Origin of the sequence: Shinella sp. JR1-6, assembly GCF_004284735.1 — a bacterium.
GTDB lineage: Bacteria > Pseudomonadota > Alphaproteobacteria > Rhizobiales > Rhizobiaceae > Shinella.
Map to the genome: position 1 here is coordinate 46,345 of NZ_SHMI01000011.1, position 24,532 is coordinate 70,876.

Here is a 24,532-nt window from a genome sequence, read left to right on the forward strand (position 1 = left end):
CTATCGATTTAATAGAATTCTCATTGCGATCACGCCCGCAGGCCGGGACAGCCTTCCTCGCTTTCAATCTATAAAAAAGTAAATTGTCTCGCAGAATTGACATGCGGGAGTGAAAATGCGGATCGGCGTCCATCCGAACAATCTACATTTGCGGCTCGCCCGGCTCTGGCCGGGCAGCTTCGCGAAACTTGACCCGGAATTCGTGCCTTATGGCGAAGGGCGCGATACCGCCCGCTTGCTTGAAAGCGGCAGGATCCATTTTGGCGGCACGGGCTCGACACCGCCGATCGAGGCCGATGCGCTGGGGCTCGGCGTGCAGTACATCGCGGCTTCGGCGCCGCGCCCGGCCAATGGCGCGATTTTCGTGCGGGTGGACAGCGATATCCAGTCCATGGCCGGCCTTGCCGGCAAGCGGGTTTCCCTCGTCGATGGCTCCTTTCACACGTATCTGCTGGCGCGCAGCCTGGAAGGCGAGGGGCTCGGCCTGGCAGATGTGACGAGGGTCGAGAGCGCCCACCACGATTCCCTGGAGGAACTTCTGGAGGGCCGGGTCGATGCCTGGGTCGCCATGTCGCCACGCCTCGAAAGGGTCTCGGGCAGGCCGGACCTGCGACTGCTCGTCCGCTGCGGCGGGACCATTCCCAACCGCTCCCTCTTCTGGAAGCTCGAACGGCACGCGCTGCCGGCCGAAACGATCCGGACCATCACGGACGAACTCGATCGTGTCGGCCGGGAAGTGACGGCGGATCTCCGCAAGGCGGCGGAGCTGCTGGCCGCGGAAGAGAACAGCGATGGCGATGCGGATGCCTGGGAGCGTGTCCTTCGCTCTCGGGATTTCTCCGTCGGTCCGGCGGGCGCGGAGATTATCGCCGAACAGCAGGCCGAGGCCGACACCCTTCACCGGCACGGTCTTTTTTCCACCGGGGTCGCATTGAAGCGATCGATCCTGTCCGCTTGAGGAGCCTTCGATGAACGTTCTCTGGTATATGTGCGCTCCGGATGGGGCTTATCCCTGGCAGCCGGAAGGCTCCCGCAAGGTCGATCTCGGATATTACAAGCAGCTCGCCCAGGCCTATGACCATCTCGGTTTTACCGGTGCGCTGTTTGCGACCGGTGCGCACGACGTCTGGGTGCTGGCAAGCGCGCTGCTGTCTTCCACGGAACGGATGAAACTCCTCGTCGCGATCCATCCCGGCCTCGTCGCGCCGACGCTGCTCGCCAAGATGGCGGCGACGCTGCAGGAGTTCTCGCGCGGGCGGCTGTTGATCAACATCGTCTCCGGCGACGCGAAGATGCTCGGCGCCTATGGCATGACCATGCCGCATGACGAGCGCTACGATATGGCGGATGAATATCTGCAGATCTGGCATCGGCTGTTTGCCGGCGAAACCGTCACGCACCAGGGCAGGTATTTCAAGACGGACGGTGCTCGGCTGGCGTTACCGGTCGGCGAGACCATCGCGCCGCCACCGCTCTGGTTCGGCGGATCCTCCGACAAGGCACTCGATGTCGCCGCCAGACATGTCGACACGTATCTGTCGTGGGGCGAGACGCCGGAGCAGATCAAGGAAAAGATCGACGCGGTGAAGGCGAGGGCGGACCGCTATGGCCGCAAGCTTGAATATGGCATCCGGCTCTACGTGATCGTGCGCGACACGGATGCCAAGGCCTGGGAGGCTGCTGCGGATCTCTACGACCGCATGGACGACACTGCAATTGCAGCCAATCAGCGCTTCGTCGGCCGGAGCGACTCCGTCGGCCAGCAGCGCATGACCGCGATGCACGGCGGCCTGAAGCCCACCAACCTGCGGGACCTGGAAGTCGCTCCGGATCTCTGGGCTGGCATCGGGCTTGTCCGGCCGGGACCGGGTACGGCGATCGTCGGTTCGCCCGATACCGTTATCCGGACGCTGGAGGCCTACCGGAAAGCCGGCGTCGAAACCTTCATCCTCTCCGGCATGCCCCTGCTCGAGGAAGCCTATCGTTTTGGCGAGACGGTTCTGCCGCGGCTCGATGTTTCCCGGGAGGTGTCGCAGGCGCGGCAATTCACCTGGTCGACACTCTTCGACCGCGACCTCTCGACGGTCAAGAGCGCCTGAGAGCGGAAAGGTAAACGCGTGGCCATCAGCCAGTCCTCCATCCTCGACGCGCCGGCCGCGCCCGCGCGCAATCTTGCCGAACATGCATTGAAGCGGATCGAAGATGCGCTCGGCGCCTTCGCGGCCTTCATTCTTACCATGCTGCTCGCGGTTGTGCTGGTGAGCGTCGGATTGCGCTATTTCTTCTCGACCGGCTTTGTCGGCTCAGAAGATCTTGCAATCTGGCTGCATGTCGCGCTGATCGCGCTTGGCGCGCCGCTCAGCCTCGGCAGCGCGCTGGCCATGCGGCTCGATGTTTTCATTCGGTTGCTGCCGGCGCGTTTGCTGCCCCTGGCTCAGATGCTCGCGGATGTGTTCACGGTCCTTGCCGCGTCGATCCTGCTTTTTGGCGGCAGCGAGATTATGGCCATGCTGGGCGGCGTATCGCCGACGCTTGGCATCCCGGAATGGATCCGCTTCGGTTTTCTTGGCGCGGGAGGCGGCCTCGTCCTCGTCGTGCTTGTCCTGCGGCGGATCGGAGAGGGCAGGATCGGCGGCGTATCCGCATCGCTCGTGCTCGGTGCGGCGGTCTATTTCGGTGTCCCGGAGACCGGATTTGGCACGGACCTGCCGCCAAGCCTCTTTCTGGCGGTCGTGGCGGGGCTTGGCCTGCTTCTGGCCGCGCCGCTGGCGCATGCCTTCCTTGCCGCGGCCTATGTCGCGATCGCCTTCGGCAGCAGCCTACCGGAACCGGCGATCGTTTCGACGACCGTTACCGGCATGTCGAAGTTCCTGCTGCTCGCCATTCCCTTCTTTCTCCTGGTCGGCGGGCTCTTGACGGCGTCTGGCGTCGCCAACCAGCTCGTGCGTTTCGCCGCCTCCATGGTCGGCCACCGGCGGGCCGGGTTGGCGCAGACGACGCTTCTGACGAGCGTGCTGTTTTCCGGCGCCTCCGGCTCGTCTTTCGCCAATGCTGCCTTCGGTGCATCGACCTTCCAGCCCGAACTTGTCCGCCACGGTTATCCGCCGGCGCAGGCCGGTGCGATCATCGCCGCGACCTCGGTACTGGACAACGTCATTCCGCCCTCGATCGCCTTCCTGATCCTTGCTGCGGCGACCAACCTGTCCGTGGGTTCGCTTCTGGTCGGCGGTTTCTTTGCCGGCGGGCTGATGGCCGTCTGCCTTGCGGTGGCCATTCACCTGACGGTCCGGGAGCAGGTAGGGCAGGTCCGTGCGACGGGCGCCGAGCGTGGAAGGGCCGCCATAGCGGCCATTCCGGCCTTCGGCCTTGGTATCATTGTCGTGGTGGGCATCCGCGTCGGCGTCGTCACGACGACGGAAGCTGCCGCCCTGGCTGCGCTCTACACGCTCGGCCTTGCGGCCTGGTCGAAACTCGGGTTCGGTTCCGTCTTTCTTTCTTTCCGCCAGGCAGCGACGGAAGCGGCTGCGATCGGCTTGCTGATCGGCACCGCCGGTCCCTTCGCGTTCCTGCTCGCCGTGGATGACGTCTCGGGCCTCGTCACCCAATTCGTGACAGTTTTGGGCGGAAGTGCGCTTGCGGTCCTCATCCTTTCGAACATCATCCTTCTCGTCGTCGGCCTCGTGCTCGATATCGGCGCGGCGATCCTGCTGTTCGGCCCGATCCTGCTGCCGGCCGCGGTGGCCGCCGGCATCGATCCGATCCATTTCGGGGTCATTCTGGTGGTCAATCTGATGATCCACGGCCTGACGCCGCCGCTCGGCATGCTCATCTTCGTGGTGAGCGGCGTGACCCACATTCCCGCCACAGCGCTCTTTCGGGCCGTCGTGCCCTATCTCGCCGCGCTTCTCGTTTCCCTGGCGATCCTTTGCGCCTGGGCGATTCTTTTCTAACGCATCTTGTCATGGGGACATCAGACATGAGCAATCTCAACCGCCGTACTCTTTTGAAGACCGCTGCCGCCACCGGGCTCGCCTTTGCGGCGCCGGCCTATATTCGCGCGGCATCCGCCAGCGCCACGACGATCACGGTCGCCTCGCTCTTGGGTGACGACAAGCCGGAAACCAGGGTGTGGGTGAAGATCAGCGAACTGGTGGAGGCGCAGCTTCCGGGCCAGTTCCGCTTCAATATCGTCAAGAACGGCGCACTGGGCGGCGAGAAGGAAGTGGCCGAAGGCGCCCGCCTCGGTTCCGTTCACGCCAGCCTTTCGACAGTCTCCTCGCTTTCGGGCTGGGTACCGGACCTGCAGATACTCGACCTGCCCTTCCTCTTCCGGGATGCCGCCCATGTGCGCAAGACGGTCGATGGCGACGTCGGCGCCGACCTCCGGCAAAAGCTTGCCGCGCAGAATTTCGTGGTCGGCGACTTCATCAACTACGGAGCGCGCCATCTCCTCACCAAGGAGCCGGTCACGCGCCCGGACCAGCTGAAGGGCAAGAAGATCCGGGTTATCCAGAGCCCGCTGCACACGAGGTTGTGGAGCGCTTTCGACACCACGCCCGTCGGTATTCCGATCACCGAGACTTACAATGCGTTGTCGACCGGCGTTGCCGATGCCATGGACCTTACCAAATCGGCCTATGCCGGCTTCAAGCTCTACGAAGTCGTGCCCTACATGACGGAAACGGGCCATATCTGGGCGTCGGGCGTCATCTTCTACGCCGCCGGCTTCTGGGGCCAGCTTAACGATGAGCAGAAGGCCGTCTTCCAGGATGCATCGCGCCAGGGGGCGACCTATTTCAACCAGCTCATTGTCGAGGACGAAGCGAAGTCCGTCGAGCAATCGCTGAAGAACGGCGGCAAGCTGCTGAAACCGGACGCGTTTGACGAATGGCAGAAGGGCGCGCAGGGCGTCTGGCAGGATTTCTCCGCCATCGTTGGCGGCGTTGAGCGTATCAGGGCCGTCCAGTCGGCATAGCCCTTGCCCCGTACAGGCGTTCAACACGGCTCTGCCGCCCGGCGTATTTTTTGGCGCCGGGCGGTTCAACGACGGTCAGAACTCGATCACGACCTTCCCGAATGGTCCGCGATCGAGATGTGCAAAGGCCTGATCCGCCTCCTCGAAGCGATAGCGCCTGTCGATCACCGGCTTGAGGCCGATGCTGTCCACGGCCCGCACGAAATCCTCCAGTGCCCGGCGATGACCGACCGAAATGCCCTGCACGACCGGCGACTTGAGAAGAAGCGCGGAGGCGGGACCGGAGATTTCGAACCCTTCGAACACGCCGATCAAGGAGACCCGCCCGCCGACAGCCACCGCTTTCAGCGCCTCTCCAAAACCCGCGCCGCCGGCGATATCGAGCACGTGGTCGGCGCCATGGCCGTCCGTCAGGTCGATGAGCCGCTCGACCCAGCCGTCACGCGGGAGCAGATGGTCGGCTTTGAGCGCGCGCAGCCTTTCGTGCTTTTCTGCGCTCGACGACGTGACGAAGGTCTGCGCGCCGTGCGCCCGTGCAATCTGCAAGGCGAAGAGAGCGACCCCGCCTGTTCCCTGGATCAGCACCTTCTCACCGGCCTTCAGGCTTCCGCTCTCGATGAGTGCCATCCATGCTGTAAGGCCGGCGCAGGGCAGCGTGCTCGCTTCCCCGGCATCCAGCGTCTTCGGTGCGGCAACGAACCAGTCGGCCGGGAACGTCACATATTCCGAGAGCACGCCGGGATGCGCACCGCCGAGCGTCCTGTAGGGCGGATTGCGCGCATCGCCCAGGCCCTTGCCCTCGATCCGGCCGGGCATGAAGGTGGAGATCACCTTGTCGCCCGCCTTGAAGCGGCTGACGCCGGGGCCGACGGCCTCGACCACGCCGGCCATGTCGGAGGCGGGCACGAAGGGATAGTCCAGCGGCAGGCCCATGCCGCTCTCCAGAACGAGCTTGTCGCGGTAGTTGAGGGAAACGGCTTCGGTGCGCACGCGAACCTCGCCATGCCCGGGCTCCGCGATTGCCGCAGCGCGGATCGCGAAGTCCTTCGGACCGATCGCCGCCATGCTCCACTGCCTTGCCATTGTCATCGCTAATCTCCTTCTCGATGTGTTGAAGGAAGTCTATCGTTGAAAATTCATCGGCAGTTGCGGTATTAATTCGCCACACTGGTTCCTGAATGGATACAATATGGAACACCTGAAGGACGTCTCGGTTTTCGTGGAAGCGGTTGATGCCGGTGGGTTCTCGGCAGCGGCGAAGCGGCTCAACCTGACACGCTCGGCCGTCGCCAAGACGATCGCACGCATGGAGACGCGGCTGAAAGTCAGGCTCTTTCATCGCACGACGCGCAGCCAGGGCATGACGGAAGAAGGCCGCTATTTCTATGAACGGTGCCTGAGGGCGATCGAGGAGATCCGGGCCGGCGAGGCCGAACTGGAATCGGGCCGGCGCGATGTCCGCGGCAAGCTGCGGGTCACGATGCCTGTCATCTTCGGCCGCCAATGCGTCGCGCCGCTGCTGATCGGCCTGTTGGACCACCATCCGGGGCTCGAACTCGATCTGTCCTTCAGCGACCGTGTCGCGGACCTGCGGGCTGACGGGTTCGATCTTGCGGTGCGCAATGGCCGTCTCAAGGACGATGCCGACACCGTCGTCCGGCGGGTCGCCTTCCAGCGCCTGACGGTCTGTGCCTCGCCGGCCTATATCGAGATGCATGGCGAACCACAGCGACTGGAGGATTTGCCAAACCACGAGGGCATCATCTATGGCAAGAGAGAGAGCCACGATACCTGGGTGTTTCCATCGCCCGATGACCCCTGGCGCGTCGTCCTGCCCCGTTCCCGCCTAAGGCTGGATGATCTCGAATCGATCCGGGATGCAGCCTGCCGCGGGTTGGGGCTTGCCTGGTTGCCCTGCTGGATGATTCGGAACGATGTTGCTGCTGGACGGCTTCGACAGGTCCTGAGGGCTGTGCCGTCGGTCACCTTCGAAACCCACGCTGTCTGGCCGCGCTCCCCCGTCATGCTGCCGCGCGTCCGGCTGGCGATCGATACCCTGGCGGCTGGGCTGCCCGGCATGATGGAGTAGAGGGGAGATGTGGGTGCCGGGTGGACATCCTTCCGGCGTCCCGGCAATATCCCGGCTTCGTCATTGTCACATTCGCATCTTCACCGGAGGCACGCCCGTTTTGAACCGGCCGGGACACCATCGCGGCGCGGGCTGGCGTCTGTTGCTCGCTTTCATGCTGCTTTTTTCCGCGCATGAAGCGCGGGCGGCAGACCTGTCGATCATCACCTCCTATCCGCCTTCCTTCTACGAGCCGTTCCAGCGTGCCTTCGAGGCGCGCAATCCGGATATCCGCGTTACGGTCGTGCAGCGCAACACCGGCAGTGCAAGCCGTTTTATCCTCGAAAAGCCCGAGGTCGCAGCGGACATCTTCTGGGCATCGGCGACGGACGCGTTCGAACTCCTGAAGCGCAAGGGTGCCCTGCGAGCGATCCAGCCGCGGCAGACCGGAGCGCCGGAGCGCATTCTCGGCTATCCCGTCAACGATCCGGAGGGCTTCTATCTGGGCTTCGCGCTGTCCGGTTATGGGCTCGTCTACAACGCCGCCTACCTCGCGCAATACGACCTGCCGGTGCCACAGAACTGGCAGGACCTGCTGATGCCCGTCTATGCCGGCCATATCGGCATCACCTCGCCTTCCCGTTCCGGCACCACGCATCTGATCGTCGAGGCGCTGTTGCAGACCTACGGCTGGGAGCGAGGCTGGGCGTTGCTGTCGGAGCTCGGTGGCAACCTCTCGACTGTGACGGCGCGCAGCTTCGGCGTTGCCTCGGGCGTTGCGCAGCGCCGCTTCGGCATCGGCGTGACGATCGACTTCCTTGCCAAGGCGCCTGATGTCTCGGGCGCGGAAAACGTCTTCGTGCTGACGCCGGATCCCCTCTACGTGCCGGCCAACATCGCCATCCTCTCGCGAGCAAGAAACGCGGAGGCTGCCGAGCGGTTCGTCGACTTCCTGTTCTCGCAGGAAGGGCAGGACATCCTCCTGCGCCCGGCGATCGGACGCATTCCGGTGCGGGCGGCGCTGAATGCCGGGTTGCTGCCCGCAGAAAATACTGGTGGGCTGCTGGCGGCGAACGGTTTCAACGCGCGCCTTTCGGCTGAGCGCTACGGCATCGTCAACCTGATCTTCGACGACTACATCGTCCGTCGCCGGGCGATGCTCGCCCGTCTCTGGGCACGGCTGCGGGCGCTTGAGGGCGAGGCTGCGGGGGATGCCGGCAGGCGCAGCACTTTGGCGAGCGTGCGCCGGCTGCTCGGCACACCCCCGCTCTCTTCCGAGGATGTCGAGAGATTGGCCGAAGGCCTGAAGGGGGAATGGCCGCGGGGCATTGCCCGCACGACCGAACAGCAGGCCTTTGCACGCGACATCCGCGGCGCCGTCGAGCGGAATCTTGCCCGGGCGGAAAGCCTGCTTGTTGGCATCTCGACCGCGGCCGGGCGGCGATGATAGAAGCCGCCGCCATGGAGACGAGCAAGAGATCACGATGGAACGGGCAGAGCCGCTGGCGTTTCGGTATCGGTGCGCGTCTTGGCGCGGCCTTCGTCGCCATCGTCGGCCTCGCCGTCTGCGCCAGCCTCGTCGGCTGGCTCTCCTACCGGGAATTGTCGGGCGAGCTTTCGCGCATCGCTGAAGTGCAGATGCCGCAGCTCGCTTTCGCCTCCCGGCTTTCCAAGGCGGGTGCCGATATCGGTTCGGTCACCGCCGCGCTGACCGGCGCGGAGACACGGGCGGAATATGACGAGACGAGGCGTGTCTATGCCGAACGGTTGGCGGCGCTGCAGGCGCTTTTGGAAAACCACGAGCCGGAGCCGTCGGTACAATCCCTGCTGCCATTGGCGGCGTCGATCAACGGTAATCTCGCCCGGATCGACCTTGCCGCCGGCAAGCGCTTCACGCTGGCCGAGGCGATGCGCGCGGATGTGGAGGAGCTGCGCTGGGTTCAGGCCGATCTTATCGAAGAGGCCGATCCGTTGGTCGACGATATCCGCTTCAACATCGAGGCGGAGACGCGCAACGGCCGCAGTGCCGCAGCGCTCGGAGAACAGCGGCGCAGCGAGGCGCTGCTCACCGTGGTGTCGCAGGCCAATCTTGCCACAGGGTTGATCGCCCGGCTGGTCAGCAGCGCGACGGCGGAGGAGGTTCAGGAGGCCAATGCCTTTCTCGGTGACAGCGCGGACGAGCTTGCCGCGCGCCTTGCGACGCTGGAGGGCTGGCCGGACAGCCTGACGGTGCGCCAGCTCGCCCGGCGCATCCTGCAGCAATCCGATCCCGCGACCGGCACGCCCAACCGGAAGCGCTCCGAAATGCGCGAGGCGGGCCGGCTCGGAGAACTGGCAAAGGAGAACAGCCGGCTCGTCGCGGAACTCGGCCAGCGCATCGAGGCGGAGGTGGTGGCGATCGAGGCACGGGCGGGTACGGCGGCACAGCGGGCTGCCGCGGCCATCGATCTCGGTCGAAAGCTGCTTGCGGCCATCGCCCTGCTGGCGGTGGTGCTTGCCATCGGCATCGGCGTGTTCTACGTGCATCGTAGTCTGCTGGCGCGCATCGATCAGCTCGCCCATGCCGCGATGGCGATCAGTGCGGGCAATCCGGCGGTGCGGATTCCCGCCGGTGGTGACGACGAGTTGGCGGACCTCGCCCGGGCCCTTACCCTGTTTCGCCAGACGCGTGACGAGCTGGTGCAGTCGGCCAAGCTGGCGGCGCTGGGCCAGATGGCGGCGGGCATCGGGCACGAACTGAACCAGCCGCTCGCGGCGATCCGCGCGCATATTCACAGTGGGTCGACGCTGATTGCGCGCGGCAACAGCGAGCAGGCGCTGAACAATTTGGAAAAGATCCGCGCTCTGACAGCCCGCATGGCCGGCCAGATCAGCCATATCCGTCGCTTCGCGCGCCGGCCGGATGCGGAGCTGCACCCCGTCGATCTTCCGGCCGTCGTACATGAAGCCCTGAGCCTTCTAGAGCACCGCTTCGAGGAGGAGCGGGTGACACTGAAGCTCGCCCTACCGCCCGATATGCCGCGCGTGATGGCCGAACCGGTGCGGCTGGAGCAGGTCGTGGTGAACCTCATCGCCAATGCGCTCGATGCCGTCGCCGGTCGGCCTGAACGGATGGTGACGGTGACGGCCGAGAAAAGCGTTGCGGGGGCGAGCCTGATCGTCGGTGATACCGGCGCGGGTATCGCCGCGAAGGATCGCGGCGCAGTCTTCGACCCCTTCTTCACCACCAAGCCGGTCGGCGCCGGGCTCGGGCTCGGCCTTTCCATTTCCTACAACATTATCAAGGACTTCGGCGCCGACATCGGCGTGCTGGAGACCGGGCCCGGCGGCACGCGTTTCATCGTGTCCCTGAAAGGAGCGGCATGACCGCATCGACCGACATCATTCTCGTCGACGACGACGCCAATGTGCTAGACGCCTGCCGCGAACTGCTCGAGATCGAAGGATTTCGCGTCAGCGCGCATGGCTCCGTCGCCGCCTCGCTTTCCGGCCTGCAGGCGGACAGCGAGGCGGTGATCGTGTCGGATGTGCGCATGCCCCAGCAGGACGGCTTCGACCTTCTCGCCGCCGTGCGGGCCATCGACCGGGAGATTCCCATCGTGCTGATGACAGGCCATGGCGATATCCCGATGGCACTGCGCGCCATGCGGGATGGTGCCTGGGACTTCCTCGAAAAGCCGGCCGACCCGGTCCATCTCATCGAGACCGTACGTCGCGCGCTCGCCCATCGCCGGCTGCTCGTCGAAAACCGACGTCTGCGCCTTTCCGTTGCCACGGATGGTTGGGAGGCGCGGCTGATCGGCCATTCGGCGCCGATGGTGCTGCTGCGTGAGCGACTGCAGCGCATCGCCGGGGCCGCGACCGACATCCTCGTTCTGGGGGAAACCGGCACCGGCAAGGAGGTGACGGCGCGGGCGCTGCACGATTTCAGTGGGCGCAAGGGCCGCTTCGTCGCGGTCAATTGTGGCGCGATCCCGGAGACCATGCTGGAATCGGAACTGTTCGGCCATGAGGCCGGCGCCTTCACCGGAGCGAAGGACAAGCGCATCGGCAAGATCGAACATGCCGACGGCGGCACGCTCTTCCTCGACGAGATCGAATCCATGCCGCTGTCTGCGCAGGTCCGCCTGTTGCGTGTGCTTCAGGAGCGCGTCATCGAGCGGCTCGGTTCGAACGACGAGGTTGCGGTCGATCTCCAGGTCGTTGCCGCGACGAAGGCGGACCTGCATCAGCTCGCCCGGCAGGGCAGGTTTCGCGAGGACCTTGCCTACCGGCTCGACATCGCCCGCGTGGAGCTTCCCGCGCTTTCGGCGCGTCGGGGCGACGTGGCGCTGCTCTTCCGTCACTTCCTCGATCTTGCCGCCCGCCGCCAGGGCCGCGCGGCGCCGCATGTGGATGCGACCTTCCTTGCCGATCTCGACCGCCGCAGCTGGCCGGGCAATGTGCGGGAGCTGCGCAATGTCGCCGAACGCTATGTGCTCGGCCTGGAAGACCTGCCGGTCGGCGGGAGCGGGTCATCCGGGGAAACACTGGAGGCGCGCATGGATCGGGTGGAGCGGGCGATCCTCGTCGACAGCCTTGCCGAGCAAGACGGCCGCATCGGCACCACAGCCGATGCACTCGGCATCTCGCGCAAGACGCTCTATCTCAAGATGCGCAAGCACGGCCTCGGGGGCGAGGAGGAGGCGTGAGGTTACCGTTCTGACCCCGAGAATTGGGGGCGATGTTACCTTTCTTTCCCATTCTCCGGGCGGAAACACCGGTTTTCCGGGATTTCCGAAACTGGCACGGGCCTTGCTGACATCCTGATGACCGCCGGAGAGCCGGCGGTGCCATTGGGAGGAAAACCATATGCTCAAGACCATTGCCGCGGCGATGCTGATGTCGGCTGCCGCTCTTTCGACTGTTTATGCTGAGGACGGCGGAAAGGTCACCGTCATCACGTCCTTCTCCAAGGACGTCACCGATCCCTTCAAGGCCGGCTTCGAGGCCGCCAATCCCGGCTATACGCTCGGCGTGCAGAACAAGAGCACGAGTTCCGGCGTCAAGTTCGTCGACGAGACGAAGGCCAACAACCAGGTCGACCTGTTCTGGGCTTCCGCGCCTGATGCTTTCGAGAACCTGAAGGGCCGCAACCTGCTCGCCAAGTTTGCTCCGTCCGTCACGGGCCTGCCGGAGAAGGTCGGCTCCTATCCCGTCAACGATCCGGATGGCTACTATTTCGGCTTTGCCGCGTCCGGCTACGGCATCATGTCGAACGACCGCTATCTGGAGGCCAACAACCTGCCGCAGCCCACGGAATGGAGCGATCTGCTGAAGCCGGAGTATCATGATCACATCGCGATCGCTGCGCCTTCGCGTTCCGGCACGACGCATCTCACCATCGAGACCATCCTCCAGGGTGAGGGCTGGGAGAAGGGCTGGGCGACGCTGACGGGCATCGGCGGCAACCTCCAGCAGGTGACGGAACGCTCCTTTGGCGTGCCGGATGCGGTGAACTCCGGCCAGACGGGTATCGGCATCGTCATCGACTTCTTCGCCTTCTCCGCCAAGGCGAGTGGTTTCCCCGTCAGCTTCAGCTATCCCTCGATCACCACCGTCGTGCCAGCCAATGTCGGCATCATTGCCAATGCACCGAACCCGAAGGGCGCCGAAGCCTTCGTGAACTACCTGCTGTCGGAAAAGGGGCAGGCCGTTCTGCTCGAACCGGCAATCCGCCGCCTGCCGATCAATCCGGCGCTCTACAAGGACGCACCCGAAGGCTTCCCGAATCCCTTCGAGGATCCGCGCTTCCAGTCGATGATCACCTTCGATTCGGATGTTTCCAAGAAGCGCACGGATGTCGTCGATGCCCTCTATGACCAGCTGATCACCTTCCAGCTCGACAGCCTGCGCGATGCGACCAAGGCGATCCATGCTGCTGAGAAGGCATTGGCGAGCAACGACCAGGCCGAAGCGCGGGCGCTGATCGCCGAAGCGCACGGCCTGATCTCCAAGATGCCGGTCACGGCGGAGGAAGCTGCGAGCGACGAAATGCGCGCCGCCTTCACCGGCGGCGAGGAGAAAACGGCCCGCCAGGCCGAGCTGGAACAGGCGTGGGCGGCATTCGCCGGCGAGAAATACGCTGCCGCCAAGACCAAGGCCGAGCAGGCGCTCGACCTCATCGACTGACGCCTTGAGGGTTTCCGCGTCTCCTTGAGAGCGGAAACCCTCTCCCTCCTGTTTTCCCGTCCTGTCTTCGTTCCCCCGGTGCCCATCGGCCGCCGGGCCGGCCGATCTCATTCCGGAGACTGCCTCATGGCTTTCGCACTTTCATCCCTTCCTGCCCGGCGCATTACGGCGCGGCCCGGCCAGGTTCTGGCGGTGACACTGATTGCGCTGTTTCTCGCGATCTTCCTCGTCATTCCCGCCGGAACGGTGATCTACACCGCCTTCACGGAGAAGGGCACCGGCGCGCTCACCGCCGTCAACTTCGTCGACTTCTTCAGGACCGACCTCTTCCGTCGCTCCTTCTTCAATTCCGTCTATGTCTCGGCCATGTCCGTCGTCTGGGCGAGCGCCATCGCGTTGCCGCTCGCGGTACTGACGACGCGCTTCGACTTTCGCGGATCGCTGGTCATCCAGACGCTCGGCTTCGTGCCGCTCATCATGCCGCCCTTCGTCGGCGCGGTTGCCATGCAGCTGCTGTTCGGCCGCAATGGCACCGTCAACCTCCTGCTCAACGACTGGTTCGGCGTCCGCATTCCTTTCATGGAAGGTCTCAACGGCGTCATCTTCGTGCAGTCGCTGCACTATTTCCCCTTCATTCTGATCAACCTCTCCACCAGCCTGCGCAACATCGACCGGTCGATGGAGGAGGCGGCGCAGAACCTCGGTTCGTCCGGCATGCGCCTCTTCCGCCGCATCGTCTTCCCGCTCGCCATGCCCGGTTACCTCGCCGGCGCATCGCTCGTCTTCGTCAAGGTCTTCGACGATCTCGCGACGCCGCTTCTCCTCAACGTCAAGGACATGCTGGCACCGCAGGCCTATCTGCGCGTGACCTCGGTCGGCCTGACCGACCCGATGGGCTACGTCATCTCCGTCATCCTCATCGTCGTCTCGATCTTCGCCATGTGGCTGTCGGCGGTCGCCATGCGCGGTAAGGACTATGCCACCACCCAGCGCGGCGGCGGTGGCCTGTCGCGGCGCAAGCTTGGCCTCGGCGAAAGCATCCTTGCCTACGGTGTCGTCGGCCTCATCCTCCTGCTCGTGCTCTCGCCGCATATCGGCCTGCTCATGCTGTCCTTCGCCACGGTCTGGTCCTTCAGCCCGTTGCCAGATGCGGTGACGCTGGCACATTACGGCCGCGTCTTCGGTGAAAGCTCGATCTACATCAAGAACACACTGATCTACGCGACGCTTGCCGGCCTCATCGACGTGGTCGTCGGCGGTGCCATCGCTTATCTCGTGCTGCGCACCAAGATCGTCGGCCGCCGCTGGCTCGACTGGGCGGCGACCTCGGCGCTTGCCATTCCCGGTGTCGTGCTCGGCATCGGCTATCTGCGCACCTTCTACGGCGTGACGCTGCCGGATGGTACGCCGCTCGCCACGCTTTGGGTCATGGTCGTGCTGGCGCTCGCCATCCGACGCCTGCCCTATGCACTGCGGGCCTGCTATGCCGCCCTGCAACAGGTGTCGGAATCGCTGGAAGAGGCGGCGGAAAACCTCGGGGCGACCAAGCAGCGGACCATCCGCCGCATCGTGCTGCCGCTGATGACGGGCGGGCTTCTTGCTGGCTTCGTCACCAGTTTCTCGACTGCTGCCGTCGAGCTTTCCGCGACGCTGATGCTCATCCAGAGCAATTCCGACGCCCCGCTCGCCTACGGTCTCTACGTCTTCATGCAATCGCCGGCCGGCCGCGGCCCCGGCGCTGCGCTCGGCGTCATCGCGGTCGTCATGGTCGCGCTCTGCACGCTGTTGTCCCACTACGTCATCGAGCGCCGCCAGAAGGCGCTCGGCATCGGCAAATGATCCGGGAGGAACGGACTATGACTATCAATATCGACAAGGCGTCCCTTGCGGACAGCCCCGCCAAGGCGATCAGCATCCGCGACGTGAACCTCTACTACGGTTCGCTGCATGTGCTGAAGGACATCAACCTCGATATCCAGCCCGGCGAGTTCTTCGCCTTCCTCGGTCCGTCCGGTTGCGGGAAGACGACGCTGCTGCGCCTCATCGCGGGCTTCAACCAGGCCCAGAACGGTGCGGTTGTCGTCGGCGGCGAGGATGTGCTCGACATGCCGCCATGGAAGCGCGACATCGGCATGGTGTTCCAGTCCTACGCGCTCTGGCCGCACATGACCGTCGCGCGCAACGTCGCCTTCGGCCTCGAGGAACGGCGCCTGCCGCGCGCCGAGGTGGACAAGCGGGTGGCTGCGGCCCTCGCGCTGGTCGGGCTCTCGCATCTTGCCGACCGGCGGCCCTCGCAGCTTTCCGGCGGCCAGCAGCAGCGCGTGGCGCTTGCCCGCACCATCGCCATCGAGCCGAAGGTGCTGCTGCTCGACGAGCCGCTGTCGAACCTGGACGCGAAGATGCGCGTGGAGGTGCGGCGGGAGCTGCGTGAGCTTCAGCAGCGACTGAAGCTCACCACCATCTTCGTCACCCACGATCAGGAGGAGGCGAACACGGTCTGCGACCGCATTGCCGTCTTCAACGAGGGCCGTATCCAGCAGGTCGGCACGCCGATGCATCTCTACGAGAAGCCGGCCAATCTCTTCGTCGCCAACTTCCTCGGTACGGCCAATATCCTGGAGGGCAGTGTGAAGGGCGAGGGCGCGACGCGCAGTTTCGAGGTTGCCGGTGGTGGCAGCATCCCGGTCCCGGCCGGTGTCGAGGTTCCGGCCGGTGCCAAGCTCGTTTTCCGGCCGCAATATGCGACGATCGGCACGGTTGAAACCGATGCCGTCCCGCTTTCCGGCACCATCGCGCACCGGGAGTTTCTTGGTGCCACGGTGCGCTACGGCGTGGAGGTGGGCAAGGCGACGGTGCTGGTCGATGCCCCCTTCCATTCCGGCGACGGCCTGCTTGCTCCGGGCAGCCAGACGGTGCTCGGCATCAAGCCGGCCTCCGTTCTGTGGCTTGCCGATTGACCCTCCTTGCCTTCGCCGCCCCGGCGGCGAAGGTTTCTCCATGCAAAGGCCTCATGACATGACCGATACTCTGCCCACCCTCCTCGTCATTCGCCACGGGGAGACCCAATGGAACGTCGCCGGGCGCCTGCAAGGAAGCCGCGATACGCCGCTCACCGCCAATGGCGTGCGGCAGGCGCAGGCCGTAGCTGTGCGGCTTTCGGAAACCGTGGCCGGCCTGCAGGATGCAGTCTTCTGGGTGAGCCCTCTTGGCCGTGCCCGGCAGACCGCCTCCATCCTCGCCGATATCTGGGCGGTGCCCTTCGACCGCTTTGCCGAGGAGCCCCGGCTTGCCGAGCGCAGCTACGGCGTTTGGGAAGGACGCCTGCACGACGAGATCGAACGGGATCTGCCGGAGCAATATGGCGCAAACGCATCCGACCCCTGGGAGTACGCGATGCCGAGCGGGGAGAGCCGGACGGGGCTGACCAGGCGGTTGCAGGCATGGCTCCAGACCCTCGATCCGGCCCGCCCGCATATCGCCGTCACCCATAGCGGTTGCCTGCGCGCCTTGCGTGGTCTCTATACGCGCGCCTCACGCGCCGAGATCCTTGCCTATCGCGAGCCGCAGACGGCGGCGTTTCTCCTGACCGACCGGGCCGAGAGGCTGCTCGACGTCGCCCCTAACCTGCTGAAAGCATTCGGATGCGAAGGCGAAGGGAGGACGGTCTGGATATAGGGTACGATGGCGGCTTGCCGCGTGCCTTTGGGTGCCCTGCTGGAAACAGGCGGCAACCATCCGGGCGCGACGCCTGCACGCGGCAAGCCTCATCCCCCGCGCTTCGACGGTAGGAGAAAAAACTACGCTATCCCGGGCAAGTTGGAATGCACGCTCTCGATTAGATTAAATTCTATAGATTATATAATTTATTGAACTGTCGGAGGAGAACACCGTGACGATTGCTGGCTGCGCTTTACCCGTCGCGTCTGCTCCTGACGGTGCGATCGATCCCGGTCACGCTCGGCAGGCGCTTGCCGATGTACGGGCCGTCGATCTCCAAAGGCGAGTCGTCAACGCCGTCCAGCGCCTTCGGCCGTGGCGCGGCCTGCGCATCGTTTCTATCGAGGAGCTTTCATGACCATCCATACCAAGCCCATCCATTTGCCGACGATCGATTTTTCCCGCTTCTATGGCGGCCCAGCCGAGCGGGAGGGCTTTATCCGGGAACTGACCCGCGTCCTGCATGATCACGGCTTCTTCTACCTGACCGGCCACGGCGTGCCGCAGAGCCTGATCGACGACGTGCTCGCTGCCTCCAAGCGGTTCTTCGCGCTGCCGGAGGCGGAAAAGCTGTCGATCGAAATGGTGAAGTCGCCGCATTTCCGCGGCTACAACCGGGCGGGCTATGAACGTACCCGCGGAGAACAGGACTGGCGCGAGCAGCTTGACATCAACACGGAGGGCACCGCGATAGAGACTGCGCCGGCGACGCCCTGGAATCGCCTCTACGGTCCGAACCAGTGGCCGGCGGCCCAACCGGAGCTGAAACAGCTGCTGCTGCGCTATCAGGCGGAGGTCACCCGTATCGGAATCGATGTGCTGAAGGCCATTGCGCTTTCGCTCGGACAGCCGGAAGACGCCTTTGCCGAGATCTACGAGCCGTCGCCTTCGCAGCTTCTGAAGATCATCCGCTATCCCGGCCGTGAGGCCGCTGGCAGCGACCAGGGCGTCGGGGCGCACAAGGACGGCGGCTTCGTCACGGTGTTGCTGCAGGACACGACACCGGGTCTGCGTATCCGTACGGAAGAGGGTGTATGGATCGAGGCGCCGCCGGTGCCCGGCACGTTCATCATCAACAGCGGCGAGCTTCTGGAGCTGGCGACAAACGGGTTCGAGCGGGCGGACGTGCATGATGTCGTCACGCCGCCTGCCGGCACCGAGCGTTTCTCCGTCGCCTTCTTCCTCGGCGCACGCTACGACGCGACCATCCCCGTGATCGCGCTGCCGGAGGAGCTGAAGCGCGCCGAACGGGGTGTGACGGTCGATCCGCTGAACCCGATCTTCCGCGAAGTCGGCATCAATCACCTGAAAAGCCGCCTGCGTTCCCATCCTGATGTCGCTGCCGCGCATCATCCGGATCTGCTGCATCTGCTGGAAAAACCGGCCAAGGGATGACACCTGTGCCCGCTCGGAAGGGCGGGCGTCCCACGACGCCAGGGGTGATGAGGTGATTGGTCCGGGTGGCAGGCTGCCACCCGGATCATTTGCGAGAGGAAGCCGCGTCTACGATGCGGAGGTCAGCTTGACGTTGCCGCCATGGCCGCCGCCGCCGAAGACCTGATGGCCGCCGAAGGAGGAGCGCAGCTGGTTGCGCGGGCCGGGCAGACCGAGTTCCGGAAAAAGCAGCTCGGAGACGCGGTAGGCCTCCTCCACATGTGGATAGCCCGACGCGATCACCGTATCGATCCCCAGCGCCTGGTATTCGCGAAGCCGCGCCGCGACCGTCTTCGGCGAGCCGACCAGCGCCGTGCCGGCGCCGGACCGCACGAGGCCGATGCCGGCCCACAGGTTGGGCGAGACCTCCAGCCTGTCGCGCCGGCCGTTATGCAGTGCCACCATGCGCGCCTGGCCGACGGAATCGGAGTTCTTCGTCAGCACGTCCTGCGCCGAGGCGATGGCCTCGTCGGAAAGTTTCGAGATCAGTCGATCGGCGGCCTCCCAGGCCTCCTCGTCCGTCTCGCGCACGATGAAATGCAGGCGGATGCCGAAGGTCGCGGTGCGGCCTCTGGCAGCGGCGGCCCTGCGGGCATGGGCGATCTTTTCGGCGACCTGGGCCGGCGGCTCTCCCCAGGTGAGGTACTTGTCGACGATGCCGCCGGCGAAGTCGATCGCCGCATCGGACGAGCCGCCGAAATAGATCGGTGGGCGCGGCGCCTGCACGGGCGGCAGGCCGAGCTTGGCGTCGATCGCCTTGATGTACTTCCCGTCGAGGGTGGAGCGGCCGGTCTCGATCAGCTCGTTGAAGACCTGGAAGAACTCGCTCGCGTGGTCATAGCGTTCGTCGTGCGGCAGGAAGATGCCGTCGCCGGCAAGTTCCTCGGCGCTGCCGCCCACCACGATGTTGAGCAGAAGCCGGCCGTTCGACACGCGGTCGAGCGTGGAGGCAAGGCGAGCGTAGTAGGCCGGCGTCGCGGTGCCGGGGCGGATCGCCACCAGGAACTTCAGTTTTTCCGTGCGGGCAGCGAGATCGGCGGCGAGTACGAAGGATTCCTCGCAGGCGGCGCCGACGGGAATAAGCACCCCCGAATAGCCGAGACGGTCCGCCGCTACCGCAATCTCGCGGAAATAGCCCGGATCCGGCGGGCGGCTCAGATCGTCAGAGCCGAGATAGGCACCGTCGCCGGAACTCGGGATGAACCAAAGGAAATCAAGGGGCTGGTCGGTCGTGCTCATGCTGTGTCTTCCGGATTGGAGTGGATCACAAAATAATAATAAATTCTATAGTTTGAGTAAGGAATTATATTCTTCGTACCGCTAACGGTGGAGTTATTCCTTGCGCGGCGCCTTCGGGGCGCCGGTTTGCGTCCTGCTGCCCGAAAGCCGGCGCTCCAGCCACCGGCTGTAGCGGGACGCGCCAAAGCAGATGACGAAGTAGACGAGGGCGACGACGAAATAGGCCTCATTGTAGAAACCCAGCCATTGCAGATCGGTGGCCGCCGCACGGGCGGCGTTGAGAAGATCGAAAATGCCGATGACGGCAAGAAGCGATGTCGCCAGGAGAAAGCCGATGGCGAGATTGACCATGCCGGGGATGACGATGCGAAAGGCCTGCGGCAGGATGACGAGGTGCTGTGTCCTCCAGTAGCCGAGGCTGAGCGCCGTTGCCGCCTCCCGTTGCCCGCCGGGAATGGCCTGCAGCCCGGCGCGGATGACCTCGGCGATGTAGGCGGCCCAGAACAGTGTCACCATGAGGATGGCGCGCAGCATCTTGTCGAAGGAGAGGCTGTCCGGCAGGGCCATGGGCAGGATCAGCATGGCGACATAGAGGATGCCGACCATCGGCGTACCGCGCATCAGTTCGATATAGAGCACCGAGAAGGTGCGCAGCCCGCCGAGCGAGGAGCGGCGGGCCAGCGCCAGCAGCACGGCGATTGGCGTTGCCGCGGCAAAGCAGACGGCCCAGACGAAGAGCGTTACCGGCAGGCCGCCCCACTGGTTGGAGGCGATGGGGGTCGCGGTGAAGGTTCCGGCCAGGAGAAGCCAGCAGGCAAGGATCGCCAGCGGCCAGGCGAGAAGCAAGGTGCGGCCCCAGAAACGGGGCAGGGCGCTTGCCGTCAGGATCGCCGCGATGAGCAGGATGAAGAGCGCTGGCCGCCATTGCAGGTCCGGGGGATAGAAGGCGAACAGAATGAAGCGCAGCTTCGCCGAAACGAAGGCCCAGCAGGCACCCTCCCGTGTGCAAGCGCTCGCATCGCCGCTGAAAGTGGCATCGAGCACGGCCCAGCGCAGCAGCGGCGGCAGGGTCTGCGACAGGACAAGCAGCGTCGCGACGGTGATCAGCGTGTTCGTGCGCGTGCCGAAGAGGCCGGTGCGGAGCGTCGCGAGGGTTCGGGTCGCCGCCGTCATCGTGTGCCTCCCCGAAGGGCGACACGGTTGTTATAGGCATTCATGAGTGCGGACAGCGAGAGGTTGATGGCAAGGAAGGTCCCTATCAGAATGATCAGCGCTTCCATGGACTGGCCGGTCGTGTTGGCGGTCGTGTTGATGATGCTGACGAGGTCGGGAAAGCCGATGGCGACGGCAAGGCTCGAATCCTTCGTAAGGTCGAGATAGCTCGATGTCGTCAGCGGCGTGATGACGCGCAGCGCCTGGGGCAGCACGACAAGGCGGATGATCTGGCCGTCATGCAGCCCGAGCGCACGGGCTGCTTCCCACTGGCCGGCGCCGACCGATTGGATGCCGGCCCGCACGATCTCCGCGATCAGCGCGGAGAAGCGCACGACGAGACCGGTCAACAGCGCGGCGAATTCCGGCGAGAGATTGAGCCCGCCGCGAATGTTGAAGCCGGAAAGCGCCGGGGTTTCGGCGACTGGTTGGGCGCCGGAGAGGAGGAGAAAGGAAAGCGGTGCGGCGGTGGCAAGGACGACCGCCGCAAGGCCGGTCAGACGTGTCAGCCGGCGCGCGGCGCGCAGCGCGAGAAGGAGCGCGATGGCGCCAAGACCTGCAAGGGCCAGCGCCGCCGGCAGACCGAATGCACCGCCCTCCAGCGACAGAGAAGGTATGTAGATGCCGCGATTGGTGAGGAAGACGGCGCCGAGGAGCGCGGTGGACTGGCGCGGGGCGGGCAACGCCTTGGCGAGCCCCATCCAGAAGAAGAGCTGCAGCAGCAGCGGCGTGTTGCGGGTGATCTCGATGTACCAGCGCACGAGCGAGGAAAGCAGGAGATTGCGCGAAAGGCCGGCAATGCCGACGGCAACGCCGAGGGCCGTCGCAAGCAGGCAGCCGAGGAGGGAGACCTTCAGCGTGTTGACAAGCCCGGCAAGGATCGCGCGCAGATAGGTATCGCCCGCGCGAAAGGCGATCGGGCTTTCGCCGATCTCGAAATTGGCGGAGCCGGACAGGAAGCCGAAGCCGGGCAGGATACCGATGCGCGCCATGGTTTCGAGCGTATTGTGAACGAAGAGGGCCACGAAAAGCGCGACGACGGCAAGGAAGGCGAGCTGGCCGACCGGCCAGCCGCCCCACCAGGCGCGCACCTTCCCGAAGATGCCGGGCCTTGATGGGCCCGGCATTACGGCGCGAAACACGCGTCTGTCCGACATCAGCGGAATGGCGGCGAGTAGAGCAGGCCGCCGTTGGTCCACAGGCTGTTGTAGCCGCGGTCCCAGCCGAGGGGCTTCAGGTTGCGATCGAAGATCTCGCCGTAATTGCCGACGGTCTTGATGATGGTGTAGGCCCATTTCGGATCGAGCCCGAGCTCGTTGGCGAAGGACGGATCGACGCCAAGGAAACGCTGGATGGCCGGATCGTCCGTCTCCAGGAATTCATCGACATTGGCCGAGGTGATGCCCCACTCTTCCGCCTGGATCGTCGCGTTGACCGTCCAGTTCACCAGTTCCAGCCAGCGGTCATCGCCGCCGGCGATCGCCGGTGCGAGTGGTTCCTTGGAGAGGCGCTCGGGCAGGAGCACGTAGTCATCGGGTTTCTTCAGCTGGGTCCGCTTGCCGACGAGGTCGGAGGAGTCCTGCGTGATTGCATCGACCCGACCAGATTCGAGCGCGTCGATGAACTGTCCGGTATCCTCGATGGTGACCGGCGTGAAGGTCTTGCCTGTCTTGCGGAAGAAGTCGGCGACGTTGAGTTCGCCCGTCGTGCCGCTTTGTGCGCCGACGGTTGCGCCGTCGAGGTCGGCTGCCTTGGTGACGCCGAGGTCTTTGCGCACGAGAATGCCTTGGCCGTCGTAGAAGACCGTCGGGCCGAAGTGGAAGCCAAGCTTGAAGGCGCGGGTGGTGGTGACGGTCACGCCCGAGAGCAGGATGTCGAACTCGCCGCTCTGCAAGGCGGGAAGACGCTGTTGTGGCGAGGAGGAGGTGAACTCCACCTTGTCCGGTGTGCCGAAGACGGCGATGGAAAGGGCGCGGCCGAAATCGATGAAGAAGCCCTGCCACTTGCCGTTGCTGTCGGGTGCGAAGAAGCCTGGCGTGGTACCGACGCCGACCTTGATCGTGCCGCGCTGGTTGATCTTGTCCAGTGTCGGGCCGGCATGGGCGAGACCGGAAAGCATGGTGGTGGCGAGGAAGGCGGCGGCCGCGGCCGATTGAATGATCCGCCGGAAGGATCTTTGCGCTATCATATTGAAATGTCCCCATTTTCAAAAAAGGATCGAACTTCCGGTGTGCGGACGCTTTGGCTCGCTCGGAAGATATATAGATATTATCTATGTAATTAGTGTATTTAAGAAATGAACGTTCAATTTTGCCTGGAAGGAGAAGAAATTTGCTTCCCTGTCGGCGTGGTAGCGGACGGTTTTAACCTGCCGGGTGGAAAAGAATGCGGAACGCTCTGGTCGATTTGCGATCAGCGTTGCGTGCTCCGCGATGGACCTAGGTTGAGAGAGCGTTCCCCTGTGGCAAGTCCCCAAAGGGAGACGGAAAAAGGGCCCGTTCGGGTCTGTCGCAATCCTGTTTGGGGGCGACGCTCTCGGGGTGGGAGAATGCAGGAAGCGTGGCGCCAGCGAATGGCAAAAGAATATTCCTCCTTGAGGCAATGGTATAATCTATAAAATCTATAAACTATATAAATTTTTGATAGGCTGGCCTCCATCATTTCGCGAGGGGACATCCGATGAGCCAGCAATCTGAAACCATTCTTTCCAATGGCCTGTCGCGCCGCGGCCTAATCAAGGCTGCGGGCGTAACCGCCTTGGCTGCCACGGCCGGGGTGATCGGCGCACGGTCGACGCGCTATGCTGTCGCCGGCAATCTCATTCCGATCAAGCTGGAATGGACCGAGGTCGCAGCCTGCCATTCGCCCGTCGGCTTTGGTCTTTCCAAGGGCATCTATGCAAAGCACGGGCTCGACGTGGAGCTGTTCTATCAGGGTGCAAGCGGGCAGACGCTCATTCAGGCGCTCGCCACCCGCAAGGCCGAAGCCGGTCCGGGCCTGCTCTATGACTGGCTGAAGCCGATCGAGCAGGGTTTCGACGTTCGGCTTTTTGCCGGCTCGCATGGCGGTTGCCAGAGCATCCTCGTAAAGCCCGACTCCGAGATCAGGACGCTGACTGACCTCAAGGGCAAGACGATCGGCACCTTCGACGTCATGTCGCCCTCGCGCGTCGCCTTCTCCGTCGCGCTCGCCAAGGCCGGCCTTAATCCGGAAACCGACGTCACCTGGAAGGTCTTCCCCTTCGATCTCGTTGCAGAAGGCGTGCTGAAGGGCGAGGCGGATGCCGTCGCGCATATGGATCCCTGGGCCTATTCCTACGAGAAACAGCACGGTTTTCGCCGCGTTGCCGATACGCAGACCGGCACCTTCCAGGACCGTGTCTGCTGCGTGCTCGGCGTCAACGGCGATTATTACGAAGCCAACAAGGACGCCATCAAGCGGGTCGCGGCCGCCAATCTCGAGATCCACCAGTACACGGCAAAGCACCCGGACGAAGTTGCCAAATGGTACTTCGATACGCTGAGGCCGGGCCTGTCGCTGCAGGATCTGACCGAAGTCCTCGCCGCCTTCACCTATCATGACCATTGGTTCGGCAAGGAACTCCTGAAGGAAGTGCAGATCGGCTATGAGGACCTCAGGCTGACCGGTGTTATCGATGCCTCTACCGATCCGGAGGAGATCGCAAACCGCATCACCATCGACATTTTCGCGTGACG

At 64.4% G+C, this 24,532-nt stretch carries 20 protein-coding genes; 15 read left to right on the forward strand and 5 right to left on the reverse strand.

Annotated elements, in window-relative coordinates; all coding sequences use genetic code 11:
* The first annotated feature begins 115 nt into the window (after positions 1–115).
* Genes EXZ48_RS19245 through EXZ48_RS19260 form a run of 4 tightly spaced genes read left to right on the forward strand, consistent with a single transcriptional unit; the run spans position 116 to position 4,975 of the window.
* Positions 116–958 carry an ABC transporter substrate-binding protein gene (locus EXZ48_RS19245; protein ID WP_130517683.1) on the forward strand — a complete coding sequence of 281 codons (843 nt, stop codon included), beginning with the start codon at positions 116–118 and terminating at the stop codon, positions 956–958.
* Positions 959–968: 10 nt separating this feature from the next.
* Positions 969–2,099: an LLM class flavin-dependent oxidoreductase gene (locus tag EXZ48_RS19250; RefSeq protein WP_050745703.1), complete on the forward strand. Its 1,131-nt coding sequence runs from the start codon at positions 969–971 to the stop codon at positions 2,097–2,099.
* Between the two features lie 18 nt (positions 2,100–2,117).
* Complete coding sequence (locus EXZ48_RS19255; protein ID WP_371687666.1) at positions 2,118–3,950, forward strand: TRAP transporter large permease subunit; 1,833 nt, start codon at positions 2,118–2,120, stop codon at positions 3,948–3,950.
* 26 nt (positions 3,951–3,976) lie between these two features.
* Complete coding sequence (locus EXZ48_RS19260) at positions 3,977–4,975, forward strand: TRAP transporter substrate-binding protein (RefSeq protein WP_050745702.1); 999 nt, start codon at positions 3,977–3,979, stop codon at positions 4,973–4,975.
* Positions 4,976–5,050: 75 nt separating this feature from the next.
* On the opposite strand, the gene EXZ48_RS19265 is transcribed toward EXZ48_RS19260, so the two are convergent.
* The gene (locus tag EXZ48_RS19265; RefSeq protein WP_050745701.1) at positions 5,051–6,064 is read right to left on the reverse strand and encodes an NAD(P)-dependent alcohol dehydrogenase; all 1,014 of its coding nucleotides are present in this window, start codon (positions 6,062–6,064) and stop codon (positions 5,051–5,053) included.
* 100 nt (positions 6,065–6,164) lie between these two features.
* Here EXZ48_RS19265 and EXZ48_RS19270 point away from each other — a divergent pair, with 100 nt between their 5' ends.
* The 10 genes from EXZ48_RS19270 to EXZ48_RS19315 all read left to right on the forward strand — a co-directional run bounded on the left by EXZ48_RS19270 (position 6,165) and on the right by EXZ48_RS19315 (position 18,326).
* Positions 6,165–7,064: a LysR family transcriptional regulator gene (locus EXZ48_RS19270; RefSeq protein ID WP_050745700.1), complete on the forward strand. Its 900-nt coding sequence runs from the start codon at positions 6,165–6,167 to the stop codon at positions 7,062–7,064.
* A 154-nt stretch (positions 7,065–7,218) separates the two neighbouring features.
* Positions 7,219–8,490, forward strand: a complete 1,272-nt coding sequence (locus EXZ48_RS19275; RefSeq protein ID WP_157255829.1) for an ABC transporter substrate-binding protein — start codon at positions 7,219–7,221, stop codon at positions 8,488–8,490.
* Positions 8,491–8,504: 14 nt separating this feature from the next.
* Positions 8,505–10,409: an ATP-binding protein gene (locus tag EXZ48_RS19280; RefSeq protein WP_050745698.1), complete on the forward strand. Its 1,905-nt coding sequence runs from the start codon at positions 8,505–8,507 to the stop codon at positions 10,407–10,409.
* A complete protein-coding gene (locus EXZ48_RS19285; RefSeq protein WP_050745697.1) occupies positions 10,406–11,734 on the forward strand; it encodes a sigma-54 dependent transcriptional regulator in 1,329 nt (442 codons plus the stop codon). Before EXZ48_RS19280 ends, EXZ48_RS19285 begins: the two co-directional genes overlap by 4 nt.
* Positions 11,735–11,894: 160 nt before the next feature.
* Complete coding sequence (locus EXZ48_RS19290) at positions 11,895–13,214, forward strand: extracellular solute-binding protein (RefSeq protein ID WP_130517685.1); 1,320 nt, start codon at positions 11,895–11,897, stop codon at positions 13,212–13,214.
* Between the two features lie 126 nt (positions 13,215–13,340).
* Entirely contained in the window at positions 13,341–15,053 is a 1,713-nt protein-coding gene (locus EXZ48_RS19295) for an iron ABC transporter permease (RefSeq protein WP_023512692.1), read from the forward strand.
* A gap of 17 nt (positions 15,054–15,070) precedes the next feature.
* Positions 15,071–16,171, forward strand: coding sequence for an ABC transporter ATP-binding protein (locus tag EXZ48_RS19300; RefSeq protein WP_023512691.1), 1,101 nt, complete (start codon positions 15,071–15,073; stop codon positions 16,169–16,171).
* A 58-nt stretch (positions 16,172–16,229) separates the two neighbouring features.
* On the forward strand, positions 16,230–16,889 hold the full coding sequence (locus tag EXZ48_RS19305) for a histidine phosphatase family protein (RefSeq protein WP_050745695.1): 660 nt from the start codon (positions 16,230–16,232) through the stop codon (positions 16,887–16,889).
* 214 nt (positions 16,890–17,103) lie between these two features.
* Complete coding sequence (locus EXZ48_RS19310; protein WP_130517687.1) at positions 17,104–17,289, forward strand: hypothetical protein; 186 nt, start codon at positions 17,104–17,106, stop codon at positions 17,287–17,289.
* Positions 17,286–18,326, forward strand: coding sequence for an isopenicillin N synthase family oxygenase (locus EXZ48_RS19315; protein ID WP_130517688.1), 1,041 nt, complete (start codon positions 17,286–17,288; stop codon positions 18,324–18,326). Before EXZ48_RS19310 ends, EXZ48_RS19315 begins: the two co-directional genes overlap by 4 nt.
* A 108-nt stretch (positions 18,327–18,434) precedes the next feature.
* Here the strand turns inward: EXZ48_RS19315 and ssuD are convergent, their stop codons facing one another.
* The 4 genes from ssuD to EXZ48_RS19335 all read right to left on the reverse strand — a co-directional run bounded on the left by ssuD (position 18,435) and on the right by EXZ48_RS19335 (position 22,935).
* Complete coding sequence (ssuD, locus tag EXZ48_RS19320) at positions 18,435–19,604, reverse strand: FMNH2-dependent alkanesulfonate monooxygenase (protein ID WP_050745693.1); 1,170 nt, start codon at positions 19,602–19,604, stop codon at positions 18,435–18,437.
* A 93-nt stretch (positions 19,605–19,697) separates the two neighbouring features.
* Positions 19,698–20,777 carry an amino acid ABC transporter permease gene (locus EXZ48_RS19325; RefSeq protein ID WP_130517690.1) on the reverse strand — a complete coding sequence of 360 codons (1,080 nt, stop codon included), beginning with the start codon at positions 20,775–20,777 and terminating at the stop codon, positions 19,698–19,700.
* On the reverse strand, positions 20,774–21,958 hold the full coding sequence (locus EXZ48_RS19330) for an amino acid ABC transporter permease (protein ID WP_245290189.1): 1,185 nt from the start codon (positions 21,956–21,958) through the stop codon (positions 20,774–20,776). Before EXZ48_RS19330 ends, EXZ48_RS19325 begins: the two co-directional genes overlap by 4 nt.
* Before the next feature lie 14 nt (positions 21,959–21,972).
* Positions 21,973–22,935 (reverse strand): amino acid ABC transporter substrate-binding protein, encoded by a 963-nt coding sequence (locus EXZ48_RS19335; protein WP_371260143.1) that lies wholly within the window; start codon positions 22,933–22,935, stop codon positions 21,973–21,975.
* 560 nt (positions 22,936–23,495) lie between these two features.
* On the opposite strand from EXZ48_RS19335, the gene EXZ48_RS19340 reads away from it, so the two are divergent.
* Entirely contained in the window at positions 23,496–24,530 is a 1,035-nt protein-coding gene (locus EXZ48_RS19340) for an ABC transporter substrate-binding protein (RefSeq protein WP_050745689.1), read from the forward strand.
* Positions 24,531–24,532: the final 2 nt, after the last annotated feature.